11 protein-coding genes are annotated in these 15,435 nt (G+C 67.8%); 6 read left to right on the top strand and 5 right to left on the bottom strand.

All coding sequences use genetic code 11. The features are described from left to right. Positions 1-46: 46 nt before the first annotated feature. Both ACFYTT_RS29550 and ACFYTT_RS29545 read left to right on the top strand, forming a co-directional pair. Positions 47-3,109 (top strand): BPTD_3080 family restriction endonuclease, encoded by a 3,063-nt coding sequence (locus tag ACFYTT_RS29550; protein ID WP_176094279.1) that lies wholly within the window; start codon positions 47-49, stop codon positions 3,107-3,109. Between the two features lie 35 nt (positions 3,110-3,144). Beyond that, positions 3,145-5,823, top strand: a complete 2,679-nt coding sequence (locus ACFYTT_RS29545; protein WP_387264118.1) for a site-specific DNA-methyltransferase — start codon at positions 3,145-3,147, stop codon at positions 5,821-5,823. Here the strand turns inward: ACFYTT_RS29545 and ACFYTT_RS29540 are convergent. Next, positions 5,811-6,968 carry a caspase domain-containing protein gene (locus tag ACFYTT_RS29540; RefSeq protein ID WP_387264116.1) on the bottom strand — a complete coding sequence of 386 codons (1,158 nt, stop codon included), beginning with the start codon at positions 6,966-6,968 and terminating at the stop codon, positions 5,811-5,813. The two genes, ACFYTT_RS29545 and ACFYTT_RS29540, sit on opposite strands and share 13 nt — an antisense overlap. Continuing rightward, on the bottom strand, positions 6,965-7,327 hold the full coding sequence (locus ACFYTT_RS29535) for a hypothetical protein (protein ID WP_387264114.1): 363 nt from the start codon (positions 7,325-7,327) through the stop codon (positions 6,965-6,967). Before ACFYTT_RS29535 ends, ACFYTT_RS29540 begins: the two co-directional genes overlap by 4 nt. Before the next feature lie 212 nt (positions 7,328-7,539). Between ACFYTT_RS29535 and ACFYTT_RS29530 the strand changes: the two genes are divergently transcribed. From ACFYTT_RS29530 to ACFYTT_RS29520, 3 genes are all read left to right on the top strand, one after another. Next, positions 7,540-8,751, top strand: coding sequence for a helix-turn-helix domain-containing protein (locus tag ACFYTT_RS29530; RefSeq protein WP_176095866.1), 1,212 nt, complete (start codon positions 7,540-7,542; stop codon positions 8,749-8,751). A 129-nt stretch (positions 8,752-8,880) separates the two neighbouring features. Next, positions 8,881-9,045, top strand: a complete 165-nt coding sequence (locus ACFYTT_RS29525; RefSeq protein WP_223884292.1) for a hypothetical protein — start codon at positions 8,881-8,883, stop codon at positions 9,043-9,045. Further along, a complete protein-coding gene (locus ACFYTT_RS29520; protein ID WP_387264110.1) occupies positions 9,038-10,243 on the top strand; it encodes a helix-turn-helix domain-containing protein in 1,206 nt (401 codons plus the stop codon). Before ACFYTT_RS29525 ends, ACFYTT_RS29520 begins: the two co-directional genes overlap by 8 nt. 103 nt (positions 10,244-10,346) lie before the next feature. Here the strand turns inward: ACFYTT_RS29520 and ACFYTT_RS29515 are convergent, their stop codons facing one another. Together ACFYTT_RS29515 and ACFYTT_RS29510 are read right to left on the bottom strand one after the other, a co-directional pair. Continuing rightward, entirely contained in the window at positions 10,347-11,972 is a 1,626-nt protein-coding gene (locus ACFYTT_RS29515) for an ABC transporter permease (RefSeq protein WP_387264107.1), read from the bottom strand. After that, a complete protein-coding gene (locus tag ACFYTT_RS29510; protein ID WP_176094285.1) occupies positions 11,969-12,910 on the bottom strand; it encodes an ABC transporter ATP-binding protein in 942 nt (313 codons plus the stop codon). Before ACFYTT_RS29510 ends, ACFYTT_RS29515 begins: the two co-directional genes overlap by 4 nt. Positions 12,911-13,019: 109 nt before the next feature. On the opposite strand from ACFYTT_RS29510, the gene ACFYTT_RS29505 reads away from it, so the two are divergent. Next, positions 13,020-13,826 (top strand): TetR family transcriptional regulator, encoded by an 807-nt coding sequence (locus tag ACFYTT_RS29505; RefSeq protein WP_387264103.1) that lies wholly within the window; start codon positions 13,020-13,022, stop codon positions 13,824-13,826. A 160-nt stretch (positions 13,827-13,986) separates the two neighbouring features. Here the strand turns inward: ACFYTT_RS29505 and ACFYTT_RS29500 are convergent, their stop codons facing one another. After that, a complete protein-coding gene (locus ACFYTT_RS29500) occupies positions 13,987-15,318 on the bottom strand; it encodes a carbohydrate-binding domain-containing protein (RefSeq protein WP_387264100.1) in 1,332 nt (443 codons plus the stop codon). Between the last annotated feature and the right edge of the window lie 117 nt (positions 15,319-15,435).

The raw sequence follows: 15,435 nt of genomic DNA, 5'->3' as shown, positions 1-15,435 counted from the left end.
GCTGTCGCTCGAATCTGCAACATCCAACTCAACCGGGAGGTCAGCGTTGAGCGACCGGGTCATCGACAACCCGATCATCAACTCGCCATACGGCCGCCCCACCCGCCACTTCGCCTTCGACCGGGACGGCATCACCGACCGGGTCGAGGAGCAGCGGCGGCCGTCGAGCTTCTTCATCCCGGTGCCGCGACCTCGCAAGCGGGGACAGCAGCTTGAGTTGCAGGTCTTCACCGAAGACGACATCAAGCCCAACAAGCAGGTCAATGATGTCCGGGAACGGGTCGACGCGTGGCGGACGGCGGGCTGGCCGAACGTCACCCCGGTGACCCGCCGCCTGCTGGAGTACTGGAGCGATCCGGAGCGGGACAACAAAATCCTGTTCTGCCAGCGTGAGGCGGTCGAGACGGCGATCTTCCTTGCCGAGGGAGCGACCAAGTGGCAGGGAAGTTGGATCAACAACGATCTGGACGCGCACAACGCTGAGCACAACAACGGTCTGCCACGAGCCGCCCTCAAGATGGCGACCGGCACCGGCAAGACCGTGGTGATGGCCATGTTGATCGCGTGGCAGACGATCAACAAGGTCCATGCGCCGTACGACAGGACCTTCGCGAAACGGTTCCTCGTGGTGACCCCCGGCCTCACCATCCGCGACCGGCTGCGGGTCCTGCTGCCCGAGGATCCGGGCAACTACTACCGCGAGCGTGATCTGGTGCCGGCCGAGTTCGCCGACGACCTCGGCCAGGCAAAGCTGGTAATCACCAATTTCCACGCCTTCCAGCTCCGCGAAACCCGCTTCGGCCGCAACGCGACCGGAAACACCAAGGCACTGGTGGCACCCGGTCGACCCGACCCGTTCCGGGAGACCCCGGCCCAGATGGTCACCCGGGTGCTGCGCGAACTCGGCGGATCGTCGGAGATCGTTGTCTTCAACGACGAGGCACACCACTGCTACCGGGGACGTGCCGGTGAGCCAGAGCCGGACGCCGACACCGTCGAGGATCTGCGCGGCGACGAGCGCAAAGAGGCCGCCGACCGGGCCGAGGAGGCCCGCATATGGTTCAGCGGCCTGGAAGCGGTCCGCGCCAAGGTCGGCATCAAGAGGGTGTACGACCTCTCTGCGACCCCCTTCTTCCTGGCCGGATCCGGCTACCGGGAGGGCACGCTCTTTCCCTGGGTGGTCAGCGACTTCTCGCTGATCGACGCCATCGAGGCCGGCATCGTCAAGATCCCCCGGGTACCGGTCGACGACGACCGGGTCGCCAACCGCGTGACCTACCTGAATCTCTGGCAGGAGATCCGCGACGCCCTGCCCAAGGGCGGACGCCGATCCCACCAGGACTTCACCGCAGCGGATCTGCCTGGCGCGTTGACCGCCGCCCTGCACAGTCTCTATGGCTCCTACGTGTCAGCGTTCGAGGCGTGGGAGAAGTCGGAGGCTGCCGCCCACGGGCAACCGCCACCCGTCTTCATCGTCGTCTGCAGCAACACGACAATCTCGAAGGCCGTCTATGAGTGGATTGGCGGCTACGACCGTGAGCAGGCCGGACATCTGCTGCCGACCGCCGGACAGCTACCCCTGTTCAGCAATGTGGCGGACGGGCAGTGGCTGCACCGGCAACAAACGATCCTGGTCGACGCTGCGGAGTTCGAGTCCGGCAGCCTGTCACCGGAGTTCCGCCGTACCGCAGCACGAGAGATCGCGGAGTTCAAACAGGAGTACGCCGAGCGCTTCCCCGGCCGGAGCGCCGACGACATCGGCGACGCGGAACTGATGCGGGAGGTGATGAACACCGTCGGCAAACCGGGAAAGCTCGGTGAGCCGGTGCGGTGTGTCGTCAGCGTCTCCATGCTGACGGAGGGCTGGGACGCCAACACGGTCACCCACATCCTGGGAGTGCGGGCCTTCGGCACGCAACTGCTCTGCGAGCAGGTGGTCGGCCGGGGCCTGCGGCGACGCTCATACGTCGCCGATGAGAACGGCATGTTCACTCCCGAGTATGCGGATGTCTACGGCGTTCCGTTCCAGTTCATCCCCACGGTGGCGGTGAGCCGGGAACTGCCGATGAAGCCGGTCCGCAATGTGCGGGCCGAGCCGGACCGCGACGCGGCGAAGCTTGAGATCACCTTCCCGCGGGTGGTCGGATACCACCTGGAGATACCCGACGCGCCGCTGGTCGGCGATTTCAGAGATCCCGACCTCAAGATGGTCTTGTCTCGACAGGACCTACCGACGAAGACCATGGTGGCGGGACAGGTCGGCGAGGAGGATGTGCACGATCTCGAACGGTTGAAGCGCCTCCGTGGACAGTTCGTCGTCTACCGACTAGCCAGTGAAGTACTGAGGCGCAAGTTGCGCACCGGAGACGGCGACCTGCGGCCGTGGTATTTCCCGCAGGTGCTGGAGATCGCTCAACAGTGGCTCCGTCGATGCGTCGACGTCCGGGACGACCAGGCAGTTGGTCTGATCCTGCTTCGGGAGGCCGAGGCGGTAGAGAAGGTCTGGCAGTCGATCACCTGGCAGGGCGGCCGGCGGGAACGGTGGGTGCTGCCGGTGCTGCGGACGGCCGACCCGGTCGGCACCACTTCGAGCGTCGACTTCCGAACGACCAGGGAGGTCTGGCCGACGGACCCGCGACGGTGCCAGGTCAACCTCGTGACCCTCGACGGTAAGGACGGAAACGCCTGGGAGCGGGCCGTCGCCCAGGCTATCGAGTCGCTGCCGGAGGACAAGGTCGCCGCGTACGTCCGCAACGACCACCTCGACTTCTTCATCCCGTACGAGCACGCCGGGCGGAGCCGGAAGTTCTACCCGGACTTCCTGGTGAGGCTGGCCAGTACCGGCGATGAGATCACCCGGACCCTGATCGTGGAGGTGTCGGGCGGTCGCAAGTCGCAGTCCGAGGCCGCGCAGAAGGCATGGGCCGCCCGCAATCTCTGGGTGCAGGCGGTCAACAACAGCGGCCGGTTCGGGCGCTGGAGCTTCTGCGAACTTCGTGACCCGACCACCGCCAAACGCGACCTTCGACCTGCCATCGATGCGCTGTTCGCCCTGCAAGGCGCGTCGGCGCTCACCGACGCCGCACCCGCCGACGAGGAGTTGGTCTGATGCCCCCGAGGAGTCGCAAGCCCACCGTCAGCAACGTGCCGGTGCAGGCGATCGCGCACCCGACGGACCGTCGGGTGCATCTGCCGACGGCGGACGGCCAGGAGTTCGTCTCGCCTGACGCCGCCCGGATCGAGCAGGTCAAGAAGGAGCGCGATCCGAGTCTGGACCCGCAGCTCGTCTGGATCGGCAAAGAGGAACAGGACGCCGAGGACCTGGTGGTCGAGGCCCCGCCGATCTACGTCCAGGAGAAGGTCGCCCCGCGCACCCTGGTCGAGGAGTTGCGCAGGGCCAGCGAGAAGTCCCGCCCCCGGGAGAACGAACAGCTCGGTCTCTTCGCCGACGACTACGCAGACTTCGACGGGCTGGACAACTGGCAGTCGGTCGAGTATTACCAGCACGAGGCCAACTGGTCCAACCGCATGATCCTCGGCGACTCGCTGCGCGTCATGGCGTCGCTTGCCGAGAAGGAGCGGCTGCGCGGCAAGGTCCAGATGATCTACATCGACCCGCCGTACGGCATCAAGTTCGGCTCCAACTGGCAGATGTCAGCCCGCAAGCGGGACGTCAAGGACGGCAACCTCGCGGACGTCACCCGCGAGGTTGAGCAGATCAAGGCGTTCCGGGACACCTGGGAGTTGGGCATCAACTCCTACCTGGCGTACCTACGCGACCGGCTGATCATAGCCCGCGACCTACTCACCGAGTCCGGCAGCGTCTTCGTCCAGATCGGCGACGAAAACGTCCACCTCGTCCGCTGCCTCCTCGACGAAGTCTTCGGCCCCGAGAACTTCGTTTCGCTAATCACTTACAAGAAGACCACTAGCTCAACCGGAGACCATCTGGGTGGGGTGAACGACTACATTCTCTGGTATTGCTTGGACCGCAGCAGAGTCAAGTATCGCCAGCTATTCAAAACTCGCGAGTACGGCGGCCAAGGCTCAGGCCAATATAGTTGGATAGAAACACCCGATGGCGTCCGGATGCAGGCAGACCAGGATGCCCTCCTTGGTAGAAGGCCTGGACGCCTGTTCAGGCGGGATCAACTTACTAGCCAAAGCGCTGGGCGAGCCAAAGGAGAAGGTGCGTCATCGTGGTTTGAAGTACGCGTAGAGGGGCGTACTTTCACTCCCGGAATGCAAGCACGCTGGAAGACGAATGAGCCTGGCATGGCACGCCTCAAGAGCGCCAGCCGCCTCATGCCCGTCGGCAACACGCTAACATACGTACGATACTTCGACGATTTCGCAGCGTTCCCGTTTAGTAACCTTTGGGATGACACAGTTACATCCGGTTTCGGTGATCCCAAGGTTTACGTCGTGCAGACCAACACCAAAGTGGTCGAGCGATGCATGTTGATGTGCACCGATCCGGGGGATCTAGTGTTGGATCCGACCTGCGGTTCAGGGACCACCGCATACGTGGCTGAGCAGTGGGGTCGACGGTGGATCACCATTGACACCTCGCGGGTGGCGATCACGCTCGCGCGGCAGCGGCTGGTCGGTGCGAAGTACCCCGCCTACCTGCTCGCCGATTCTGTTGAGGGTCGGGCCAAGGAGCGCGAGCTGTCCGGCACCGAGGCGGCCCCTACACCGCCCGGCAATGACATCCGCAAGGGCTTCGTGTACGAGCGTGTCCCGCACGTGACGCTCAAGTCCATCGCCAACAACCCGGACATCAAGGAGGGCATGAGCCGCAAGGAGATCGACGCGGCGATCGCCCGGCACGCCGAAACCGAACTGCTCTACGACCGGCCATACGAGGACAAGAAGCGCATCCGGGTGGCGGGCAAGTTCACCGAGGAGAGCCTGTCACCGCATCGGTCGGCAAACTTCTCGATCGGCGAGGAGCAGACCGAAGGGGGCGATGTCAACGCCTACGTCAAGACGATCCTGGACAACCTGACCAAGGCAGGTGTACAGAACGGCTGGCGTAACGAGCGGCTGGAGTTCGCCTCGCTGAATCCGTATCCGGGCAAGTTCGTCCACGCGGAGGCCGCGCGACGCAACGACGACGAGGGCACGTCGGCGCGGATCGCGGTAAGCGTCGGCCCTCAGTACGGCACAGTGGACGCCGACTTCGTCAAGTACGCGGCTCGGGAGGCACTCAAGGGTGTCGGTTTTGACCTGCTGCTGGTGTGTGCCTTCGGCTTCGACGGGCGGGCCAGCGAGGCAGCCGGCGAGTTCGCTCCGGAAGGCGACGACTTCGCAACGGTGGCGGAGCAGCGGCAGCTCGGCCGACTTCCCATCCTGCTCGTGCGGATGAACGCCGATCTGGCCATGGGCGACACGCTGCTCAAGAAGACCGGGACCGCCAACCTCTTCACGGTTTTCGGCGAGCCGGACATCGCCATCGACCCGGTGCCGGATGGGCTCGTGGTCGAGATCCGTGGCGTTGATGTCTACAACCCCACCACCGGGGAACTGCGGCCGGACAACGGCGTCGGCGACATCGCACTGTGGATGATCGACACCGACTACAACGAGGAAGAGTTCTTCGTCCGGCACATCTACTTCGCCGGGAGCGAAGGCAAGCCGGACGGGCTGGACCCGTACTCCCGACTACGCAAGGCTCTACGCGCGCAGATCGACGAGTCCGCCTGGTCCAGCCTCTACGGCCACCACTCGCGCCCGTTCCCTCGACCCAAGTCAGGGAAGATCGCGGTGAAGGTGGTCAACCACTACGGCGACGAGGTGGTGAAGGTCTACGAAGTCTGAGCCGGCGAGTACCCGTACTCCGCCAACCGATTCCGGGCGATGTCGAGTTCCTCGTCGGTGAAGAGCCCGGCGAACCGGTCTTGCAGCACCACCGCCTCGACTGCGAGATCGAGTCTGCCCTTCTCCCACAGGGTGGTGAAGCCGCTGGAGACCGAATTTGCCCTGATTAGCCGGCGGGCCGCCTCAAGCCCGCCTACTTGCTGCACCATCTGTAGGAAGTAGCCCGCGTTGTAGTTCAACTCCTTCTTGGCCCTGCGGTAACCATCCAGCATGGCTGCGTGGAACTCGGCGGCCACCTTCGGATCGCGCTCGTTCGCCACCCGTTCGCCACTCGTGGCAGAGCTGAGACGCGGTTCCGGGGCCGGACGCGGCGCCGCAGCCGGCGGAGTTGCTGACCGATAGGCGGGGTTGCGAGTCAGTGCGATGTGGTCGGCCAAGCCCGTGCCGAGACGCTGCGGGCGGGGCATGCCCCTCGCCGGCAGCGCCCGAGTCAGCGCCAGGTAGATGTCGCCAAGCGTCAGCAGTGCGCCGCCACCCGTGACGCCCTGCCGCAACGTACGCAACAACTCGCCGGTGAAAGCAGTGAACTGAGCACCAACAGGGGCAACTGCGGTCTCGTGTGCCGGCGCGGACGCCAGAGTGTAGGTCCCATGGATGTCGAGGTTCCCGCTGATCGCCGGGGCGGTGCCCGACATAGCCTCGGTAGCGTGGCCCGAGAAGCAGCAGTCCAGGATCAGGACCCGGTTGCGTGCAGGGCTGTCGGCCAGTGCGGACCGGAGCCAACTCATCGGGACGCCGAAGTAGCGGACCCGACGCGGATCCGGGTCGGTGGATTCAACGGCCAGAAACAGTTCACCGCGCTGGTTCAGCATGCCGTGGCCTGAGTAGTACACCACGATCGTGTCCAGCGCTTCGTTGACGACGGCGTCAATCGCATCCCCGACCTCCTGCGGAGTCGCCGGGTCGATCAACATCCGGCAGCCTGACGGATCTAGGCCACCCAAGTCCGGATCGGTGAGGGAATCAGCCAACGACTGCACGTTGTTGACGGTTGCCGGAAGATCATGCAGGCCGTCGTGCGAGAAGCGGGACGACCCGATCAGCAGGGCGCGCGATCCATCTCGCTCCGGAAGCCTCGCGTTCATGACACCTTCCGGTCTGCCGAGAGCGTGTCGTACAGCTCTTTGACTGCGCCTGCGTTGCCGGCCTCGATCTCGACCTTACGGAGAGTTTCACCCGTCTCCTCGACGACGAACTCCACGCTGATCCGAGCACGCCGCGATTGCAACCACGTGTTGAGCGCACCTGCCAGCACCGCAGCCGCTCCACCACTGCCGAGCGCAACGGAGATGATCTCCATGGCGCCACCCATCTCGTCTGGACCGGGCTGCCGAGACAGCGTCCGCACCCTGCCGCGGAGTTCGTCGGCGCGCTGAAGCCAACCAAACAGAGAGTGCAGTTCGCCTGGTCTTCCGTCGAGCAGTGACACTTTGATCAACGCCATGGTGTGCATTATCCAATATGGCCGGAGGAAGTCAGCCGGCACCCGACACCAACCTTCCACCACCATCGACACAGCGCCCAACTGGGAAGTGAGGGTTCTTGCGCGTCCGCGCCATCCATGGGCACTGATCAACTCCTAACTCTTCCCGGCTCCGGAAGCTGCGCGTACCGTGAGGTACACGATGTACCCCATGTAATGAGGTGTGGTTCGTGATCAGTGATCAGCAGCTAAAGCCGGGCCAGCGTGTCGAGCGGCTACGTCGTGCCGCCGGGCTCTCCCGTGAACGCCTTGCCAACTTGAGCGGACTATCAGCGACAACGGTGAAGTTCATCGAGAACGGACGTCGATCGTTGACCCTTCGTGCCGCACAGCAGATGGCACCACACCTCGGGGTTCGGGATCTCGGTGATCTCTTCGGACCGTCCGTGGCACTGTCTCTCGATGGTCGGGCCAGCCATCCCGCAGTAACGGAGGTCCGCCATGCGTTGACCGCCTGGCACCTCGCCGTCGACGGCGAACCGGAGAGCACCGACTATCTCCGAGGCGCGGTCGATTCCGCATGGCAGACCTGGCACACATCTCGACACCAGCGCACGGCGGCAGGGGAAATCCTGCCCGGCCTGCTGAATGCCACCCAGCGAGCGGCTCGGTTGCATTCGGGCGATGATCGACGCACGAGCCTCGCCCTACTCGCGCAGTCTTACCATCTCGCTCAGGCGTATCTGGCGTGGCATGGCGACCGTGAACTGGTCTGGTTGACCGTTGATCGCGGAATGAACGCCGCCCTGGACGCGGACGACCCACTCGCTATCGCACAGGCGACCTGGTATGCCGCACACCTGCTACGCGCGGTCGGTCGCGGAGACGAAGCGTTGGAGCGACTTCGGGAAGCACGCGGGCTTATCGAACCACGCCTAGCGGATGGCGGCCCCGAATGGGCGGAAGTCCTCGCCGATCTGCACCTTTGCGCAGCCCTGACGCGTTCTCGGATCGGTGACCAAGGCGCGTGGTCGGATTGGGACACCGCTCGGTCGATCGTCGACCGGGCGCTGCCCGAGGGGTTCGTAGGCTTGCGGACCCGCGTGTCGCGGCCCTTGGTCGACGTGTACGCGGTCATGTGCGCAGTAGACCTCGGCGATCCGGACGAGGCGCAACGCCGCGCCCACGCCCTCGACCCGGCATCGATCCCCTCGACAGAGCGTCGGGGTCGGCATTACGTGGAACTGGCACGTTCGGCCGATCTGGAGGGCGCGAAGGAAGCGACCCTTCATCTGCTGACGCGTGCCGAGGCGACGTCACCGGAGACGGTCCGCTACTCGCCTGCAGCGCAGGATCTGATCACCCGGCTGTCCCACGAATCACCTGCGTCGATCCGCGCCGAGGCGGTTGACCTCGCCCGCCGAATGAGTGCCGCTGACCTTTAGGTACGCCCCGTCACCGGGTACACCACGTACCCAGACTCGAACGCTCGATTCCTTAGCGTGATCGAGCGGTGACAGCATGGGCTTGTCTGGACCTTTCCGCTGCCGCCTCTGATGACGAAGGAGTCGGGAATGAGCGGCCAGAACGATGGCGGCACGCCAAGTAGGGGCGAGCAGATCCAGGCGAACGAACGGGAAGCGGCGAAGCGGCGGGTGCTCGCCCAGGCCGAGGCGGAGCGCGTACCGGTCGAGGAGACGACCCGGGCGGTACCGGATCGGCGGTGGCGGCGTGGGTGACGAGTTGTTGCCGATCGGTCGGCGGGTGGCTTACTGGCGAGGGCGGCGGGGCATGTCGCAGCAGGTGTTCGCCGACCGGATGGGCAAATCGAAGAGCTGGGTCGACAAGGTCGAGCGTGGTGCGCGGTCGCTGGACAAGGTGTCCACGATCGCGGAGATCGCCGCCGTGTTGCGAGTCGAGCAGTCGGTGCTGCTGGGCCGCCAGGTCCACACCGCTGCCGTAAGCGAGCGGGCGGCCGGTGTGGAGCGGATCCGGGCGGCACTGTCCGCGTACGACATCGTGGCGGGCCGGCGGGTGCCGGAGCGTGAGGTACCGGCAGCGGATCAACTGGCCGGTGGCGTGGCTTACGCCTGGAACACCTACCAGCATGCCCAATACCCCCAGTTGATCGACCTGCTGCCCGGGCTGATCACCGGGGCGCAGCGCGGTTACGCCTGCGAGCCGGGATCGGGGCGCGTACCGCTGGTGGAGGCGTACCGGGTCGGCTCGGCACTGCTGACGAAGCTCGGTGAGACCGAGCTTGCCTGGCTGGCCGCCGACCGGGCGATGGCGCTCGCCACCGGCGATGCGGTGCTGGTGGCGACGGCGGCGGTGCAGCTCGGGCCGGTTTTGCGCGCCACCGGGCAGGCGGGCGCTGCGGTGTCGACCATGCGGACCACCGCGTACCGGATCACCCCGCCGGACCTCGACGGCAGCCCGTCGGCGTACCTGTCCCTGTGCGGCACGCTGCTCGTGCAGGGCGCGTTGGCGGCGGCCGGCGACGGCAATGAGCGTGGTGCCGCCAACCTGCTCGATGAGGCCGCCGACCTGGCCGACCAGGTGGGCGACGGCCACGACTACCATCGCACCGCCTTCGGACCCACCGCCGTGGCCGCAGCGCGCACTCTGGCGGCTCTGGAGTTGGGCGATGCGGGTGAGGCGCTGGCCTGGCATCAGAGGGCCACCGTAGGCCTCGGCTGGCGGTGGCTGCCTGTCGAGCATCGCGCCGCACACCTGATCGACGCCGCTCGCGCGCACCTGCACGCTCACGATGCCACGAACGCCGCCCGGACCCTGCGGCAAGTCCAGAGCATCGCACCCGCCGAGGTCCGGCACCGCCCCGCCGCCCGCGACCTGCTTGTCCAGGTGCTCCGGAGCCCACACGCCCCGACGACGATCGTCCAGCTCGCTGCCGCCCTTGGGGTTCCGGCGACATGACGGCACCGCTGTTGTCAGACGGAGGCGGGTTAGCGCGGGTGCGGATGTAAGGAGGGGACCCCTGCTATGCACGAGGCGTTAGCAGGGGTCCCCTCCTTACACCTCAGACCGGGGTGTCGCGCCGCCGGAACGCGCCCACTCCGACGGCCAGCAGCACGGCCGCCACGGCGGTGAGCACCACCAGGGGCAGCACCCTGAGGTCGGCGGCGGGCACCGACGGCACGTGCGTGAAGGGCGACAGGTTCAGCGCCGCCTGCGGCAGCTCCAGCACCGCGCCCAACTGTCCGAGCAGCAGGAAGGCGATCAGCACCGCCCAGCTCAACGCCACCGACCAGCGGGGCACCGCGCCGAACAGGGCGGTCACCACCCCGACGAGCACCAGCAGGGCGGGCAACCGCAGCAGCGCCGCCCCGCCCAGCTCGACCGTCCAGCCGACCGCGTCACCGGCCGCCAGGCCGTACCCGAGCCCGGTGGTGAGACCGGCCAGCAGCACCAGCAGCGCCGCGCCGAGCACCGCGCCGCACACCTGCGTGCCGAGCCACCGGGTCCGGCTCACCGCCGTGGCCAGCAGCGCCTCCAGGATGCCGTCGGACTCGTCGTTGCGGGTCCGCAGCAGGGCCTGCACGACGTACGCGCCGATGGTCAGCGCGTACAGGCCGAGGATCGCGGCCAGGTACGCGTCGACGAGTTCCGCCCCGCCGCCGAGCTGGGCGATCACGTCGGCCGCCGCCGGGTTCTCGGCGATCATCGCGTCGACCTCGTGACCGGCCACCCCCATGGAGAGGCCGAGCACCACCACCGCCACCGCCCAGCCGGCCAGTGCGCCGCGCTGCAACCGCCAGGTCAGGCCGACCGGTCCGAGCAGCCCCGAGCCCGCTCGGGCCGGTCCACGCCGCGCGGCCAGCAGACCCGCGCCGACGTCCCGGCGCTCGGCCAGCAGGTAGGCCAGCGCGACACCGGCCACCAGCAGGGCCACCGGCAGTGCGAGCACCCACCATCGTTCGGCGCCGAAGGCGCGTACCTGGGTGCCCCAGCCCAACGGCGAGAGCCAGGTCGGCCAGGCGCTGTCCAGCCGCGTACCGTCGCTGCCGCGCTCGCCCAGCACGTCGCCGGCGGCGCGCAGCAGGAACGCGACGCCCACGGTGGCCGCGGCGAGCGCGTTGGCGCCCCGGGAACTGACCGAGAGCTGGGCGGTGACGGCCGCGAGGCCGGTGAAGGCGACGCCGACCCCGCCGATCGCGGCGGCGGCGGCCACCGCACCGACGACCGGCAGCCCGGCCCCGACGAAGGCCAGGGCGAGCAGCGCGGCGGAGGCCAGGTTCGCGCCGACGACCACCACCAGGGCGGCGGTGAGCAGGGCGTACCGGCCGACGACGGTGGCGCCGAGCAGTTCGGCGCGCCCGGTCTCCTCGTTCTGCCGGGTGTGCCGGACCACGGCGAACGTGCTCAGCAGCGTGGCGAGCAGGGTGAGGGTGAGGTACGTCTCGGCGACCACCACCGCGCCGAGGTCGGCGCTCGCGATCGGACCGTTGAAGGCGCGGGCGACCACACTGGACAGGGCGGTCTCGGCGTACCCGAGGCGGGTCTGCTCGTCGGGGTAGAGACCGGCGACGCTCTCGGCCAGCCCGTAGCCGATCAGCGGGGTGCCGAGGACCCAGACCGCCAGGCGGATCCGGTCCCGACGCAGCGCGAGGCGGGCGAGTCGCCCGGTGCCGGTGAAGGCGCTCATCGGGTACCTCCGGCGGTGGTCTCCCGCTCGACGTCGCCGGCCTGCCGTCCCGCGTCGGTGCTGCCGCCGTAGTGCCGCAGGAACAGCTCCTCCAGCGTGGGCGGCGTGCTGGTCAGGGCACGGACCTCGAACCGGACCAGGTGGCCGAGGAGGGTGTCCAGGTGCGCCGGCTCCACTTCCAGCTTGACCCGGCCGTCGACCGGACGGACCTCGTGGACGCCGGGCAGCTCCGCCAGCCCGGTCAGCGGCCGTGCGGTCTCGACGGTCACCGTGGTACGCGCCAGGTGGCGCAGCTCGGCGAGGCTGCCGGACTCCACGGTGCGCCCGTCCCGGATGATGCTGACCCGGTCGCAGAGCGCCTCCACCTCGGCGAGCACGTGGCTGGAGAGCAGCACGCTCGCTCCGGCCCGGGTGAGCGTGCGGACCTCCTCCTGGAACACCGCCTCCATCAGCGGGTCCAGACCGGACGTGGGTTCGTCCAGGACGTACAGCTCCACGCCGGAGGCGAAGGCGGCGACGATGGCGACCTTCTGCCGGTTGCCCTTGGAGTAGGTGCGGCACTTCTTCGTCGGGTCCAGCTCGAAGCGTCGCAGCAGCTCGTCGCGGCGGCGTTCGTCGAGACCGCCGCGCAACGCGCCGAAGAGGTCGATCGCCTCCCCGCCGGTGAGGTTGGGCCAGAGGTTGACGTCACCGGGTACGTACGCCAGCCGCCGGTGCAGCGCGACCGCGTCCCGCCACGGGTCGCCGTCGAGGACGCGTACCTGTCCGGAGTCGCGGCGCAGCAGGCCGAGAACGATCCGGATGGTGGTGGACTTGCCCGCGCCGTTGGGTCCCAGGAAGCCGTGCACCTCCCCCGGTTCCACCGTCAGGTCGAGTCCGTCCAGGGCACGTACACCACCGAAGGTCTTGACGAGGTTCTCGATCGAGATCACGGACATGGGTGCCTCCTGTCGCTCGGTGTACCGACCACCCCTCACTGTACTGACCGATGGTAAGTGGATTCCCGCAGCGCCCGTCCAGCGGTCAGGGACCGCTACGCTGAACGCCATGAGCTGGGAGGAAGTCGACGACACGCGCAGCAGGATCCTGCGCACGGCGTTGCAGATGTTCACCGAGCAGGGCTACCAACGCACCTCGCTGCGCCAGATCGCCGAACGCCTGCGACTGACCAAGGCGGCGATCCTCTATCACTTCCCCAGCAAGGCACACCTGCTCACCGACCTCGCCGAGCCGTTCGTGCGGGACCTGGAGGAGCTGCTCGACCGGGCCGAGGCCCTACCGGCGGGACAGGCCCGGTGGTCGCTCCTGGAGGGCTGGGTGGACGTCATGCTCGCCCACCGGCACTCGCTGGGCATGCTCTACCACGACCTGGCGCTGGTCGATCGTGGCACGGACTACCAGCGGCTGATGCGGATCGCGATGCGCGCCAGCGAGATCGTGGCCGGGCCGAACCCGGCTGTGCGGGAGCGGGTCCGGGCGGTACAGGCGCTCGCGATGTGCGGCGATCCGGTCCTCTTCCTCACCGACGTACCCGAGCGTGCGCTGCGCGAGGACATGCTCGACGGCGTCCGCCGACTGCTGGAGGACTCCCCGCTGGCCGCTCCGCCGACCACCGGCACCGGCGCGGACGGTTCGACCGCCCCGGCAGCCGGCCCGCGCCCACGAGGCGGCCGACGGCGGCCGGGGCGACCGCGTGCGATGAGCCCCGACCAGGTGTCGGCGGCCCGCCGGATGCACCTGGCGGGCACCCACTCGGCCGACGAGATCGCCGCCGAGTTCGGGGTGTCCCGAGCCACCGTCTACCGCCATCTCGAATCTCAAAGTGATACTGAGACTATTCTGAGCCAGTTCTGAGACCCCCCTCCGCACCCCACCCGCACCCCACACACCCCCGCGTTGATCAAGAAGTTTGGTCGTACCGGGGTCGGCGTGTCGCGACCAAACTTCTTGATCAACCACAGCAGGCGGGCACGCCAGTGGGGGTCAGCGGGGGGGCAGCGGGGGGCAGCGAGGGTCAGCGGATGAGGTTGAGGTTGGTGTAGGTGCGGTTGTGGGCTGGGAAGTCCTCGTCGGTGTACGGCGCATGGATCCAGGTGCGCAGTGAGTTGGCGGCCGTGTCGATCTCCACCAGTCGGACCGGGTTGGTCCGTGGCGAGTGGAACGTCTGCAGGAACGAGTGGATCCGGTTGCCGTGCAGCCCGGTGTCCACCCGTGACGCCGCGGTGCCGGTGTGTCCGGAGAAGACGAACCGGATGTTGGCGTACCGGCGGATCAGGTTGTCGAAGACGTACTGCGGGCTCGTCGACCCGAAGCCGGCGCTCTGGCCGATGGTGGCGTCGCTCTCCAGGAAGTGATGGGTCACCACGATCACGTTGTGCCGGGGGTGGGCCGCGACGACCTGTTGCGCCCAGGCGACCGCCGCCCTCCGGGGCCACAGTTCCAGGGTCAGCACCAGCCACTGCACCCCACCGGCACGGTAGGCGGCGAACGCGTTGTCCACCTTGCCCGGCTCGAAGCGGCCTCCGACCACCCCGAAGCGGTCGGCGGTGAAGTACCGGTTGAAGGTGGTGGTGTCGCGCAGCAACGGCCCGGCCGGGCTGCGCAGCACGCCGTCGGGACCGAAGACCTGGGTGTCGTGGTTGCCGACCGCCAGCGTGTACGGCAGGCCGACCGCCTCCAGTGGACGCAGGGCGGCACTGGCGCGGGCGTACTGCACGTGGTCGGGGGTGTCGTAGTTGACCACGTCCCCGGAGTGGGTGACGAAGCGCAGGTCCAGGGCGGTGCGTTGGGCCACCAGCCAGTCGATGCGCTGCCGCATCCGGGTGTCGCCCGAGGTCAGCACCTCCTCCTGGGTGTCCGGCACCACCGCGAAGCCGAACGTGGTGTCGACCGGCCCGGCCTCCTCCGTCCGGGCGTACGCCACGTGCACGTTGCGGTCGCAGGCGGCGGTGTAGCGGTCGTTGACCAGCTCGATGCGGACGGAGTGCCGCCCGTACGCCAGCGGCGCGCCGACCAGGTAGCTGCCGTAGTCGGTGGCACTGGTGACGGTCACCTCGCCGACGGGCTGGCCGCCCACGCTCACCCGGACGACCGGCCAGCCGTCGCACTCGTCGCCGATCGCGCCGATCACCAGTTGGCCGGAGCCCTGCAGCACGGTGGTGGCGTGACTGCTGTTGCGCCACAGGGTGGCGTGGGTGCCCGACGGGGGCACGGGCGTGCCGGTCGCCGGGTTGATCGACCCGTTGACCACCGTGAACGGTGACGGCTCCGCCGCGTTCGCCGTGCCCGCGAGCACGCCGGCCGACAACACGACCACGATCGCCACGATGGCCCGCGTGATCCGCATGTTTGCCCCTCCCTGTCCCACACCGGCACCTGCCGGACATCGGGATGCTAAGGCAGACCGACCGGACATCCCGGGAACGCGTCACCAACACGCAGTGATGGCGTGTCCACGAAACGT

The organism is Micromonospora sp. NPDC003816 (genome assembly GCF_042874705.1).
Taxonomy (GTDB): domain Bacteria; phylum Actinomycetota; class Actinomycetes; order Mycobacteriales; family Micromonosporaceae; genus Micromonospora.
This window is presented reverse-complemented; position numbering and strand designations above follow the sequence as displayed.

Excerpts from the sequence above, each read along its gene's own strand:
- ACFYTT_RS29540 (WP_387264116.1), bottom strand. The coding sequence starts at position 6,968 with ATGAACGCGAGGCTTCCGGAGCGAGATGGATCGCGCGCCCTGCTGATC.
- ACFYTT_RS29535 (WP_387264114.1), bottom strand. The coding sequence starts at position 7,327 with ATGGCGTTGATCAAAGTGTCACTGCTCGACGGAAGACCAGGCGAACTG.
- ACFYTT_RS29525 (WP_223884292.1), top strand. The coding sequence starts at position 8,881 with ATGAGCGGCCAGAACGATGGCGGCACGCCAAGTAGGGGCGAGCAGATC.
- ACFYTT_RS29515 (WP_387264107.1), bottom strand. The coding sequence starts at position 11,972 with ATGAGCGCCTTCACCGGCACCGGGCGACTCGCCCGCCTCGCGCTGCGT.
- ACFYTT_RS29510 (WP_176094285.1), bottom strand. The coding sequence starts at position 12,910 with ATGTCCGTGATCTCGATCGAGAACCTCGTCAAGACCTTCGGTGGTGTA.
- ACFYTT_RS29505 (WP_387264103.1), top strand. The coding sequence starts at position 13,020 with ATGAGCTGGGAGGAAGTCGACGACACGCGCAGCAGGATCCTGCGCACG.
- ACFYTT_RS29500 (WP_387264100.1), bottom strand. The coding sequence starts at position 15,318 with ATGCGGATCACGCGGGCCATCGTGGCGATCGTGGTCGTGTTGTCGGCC.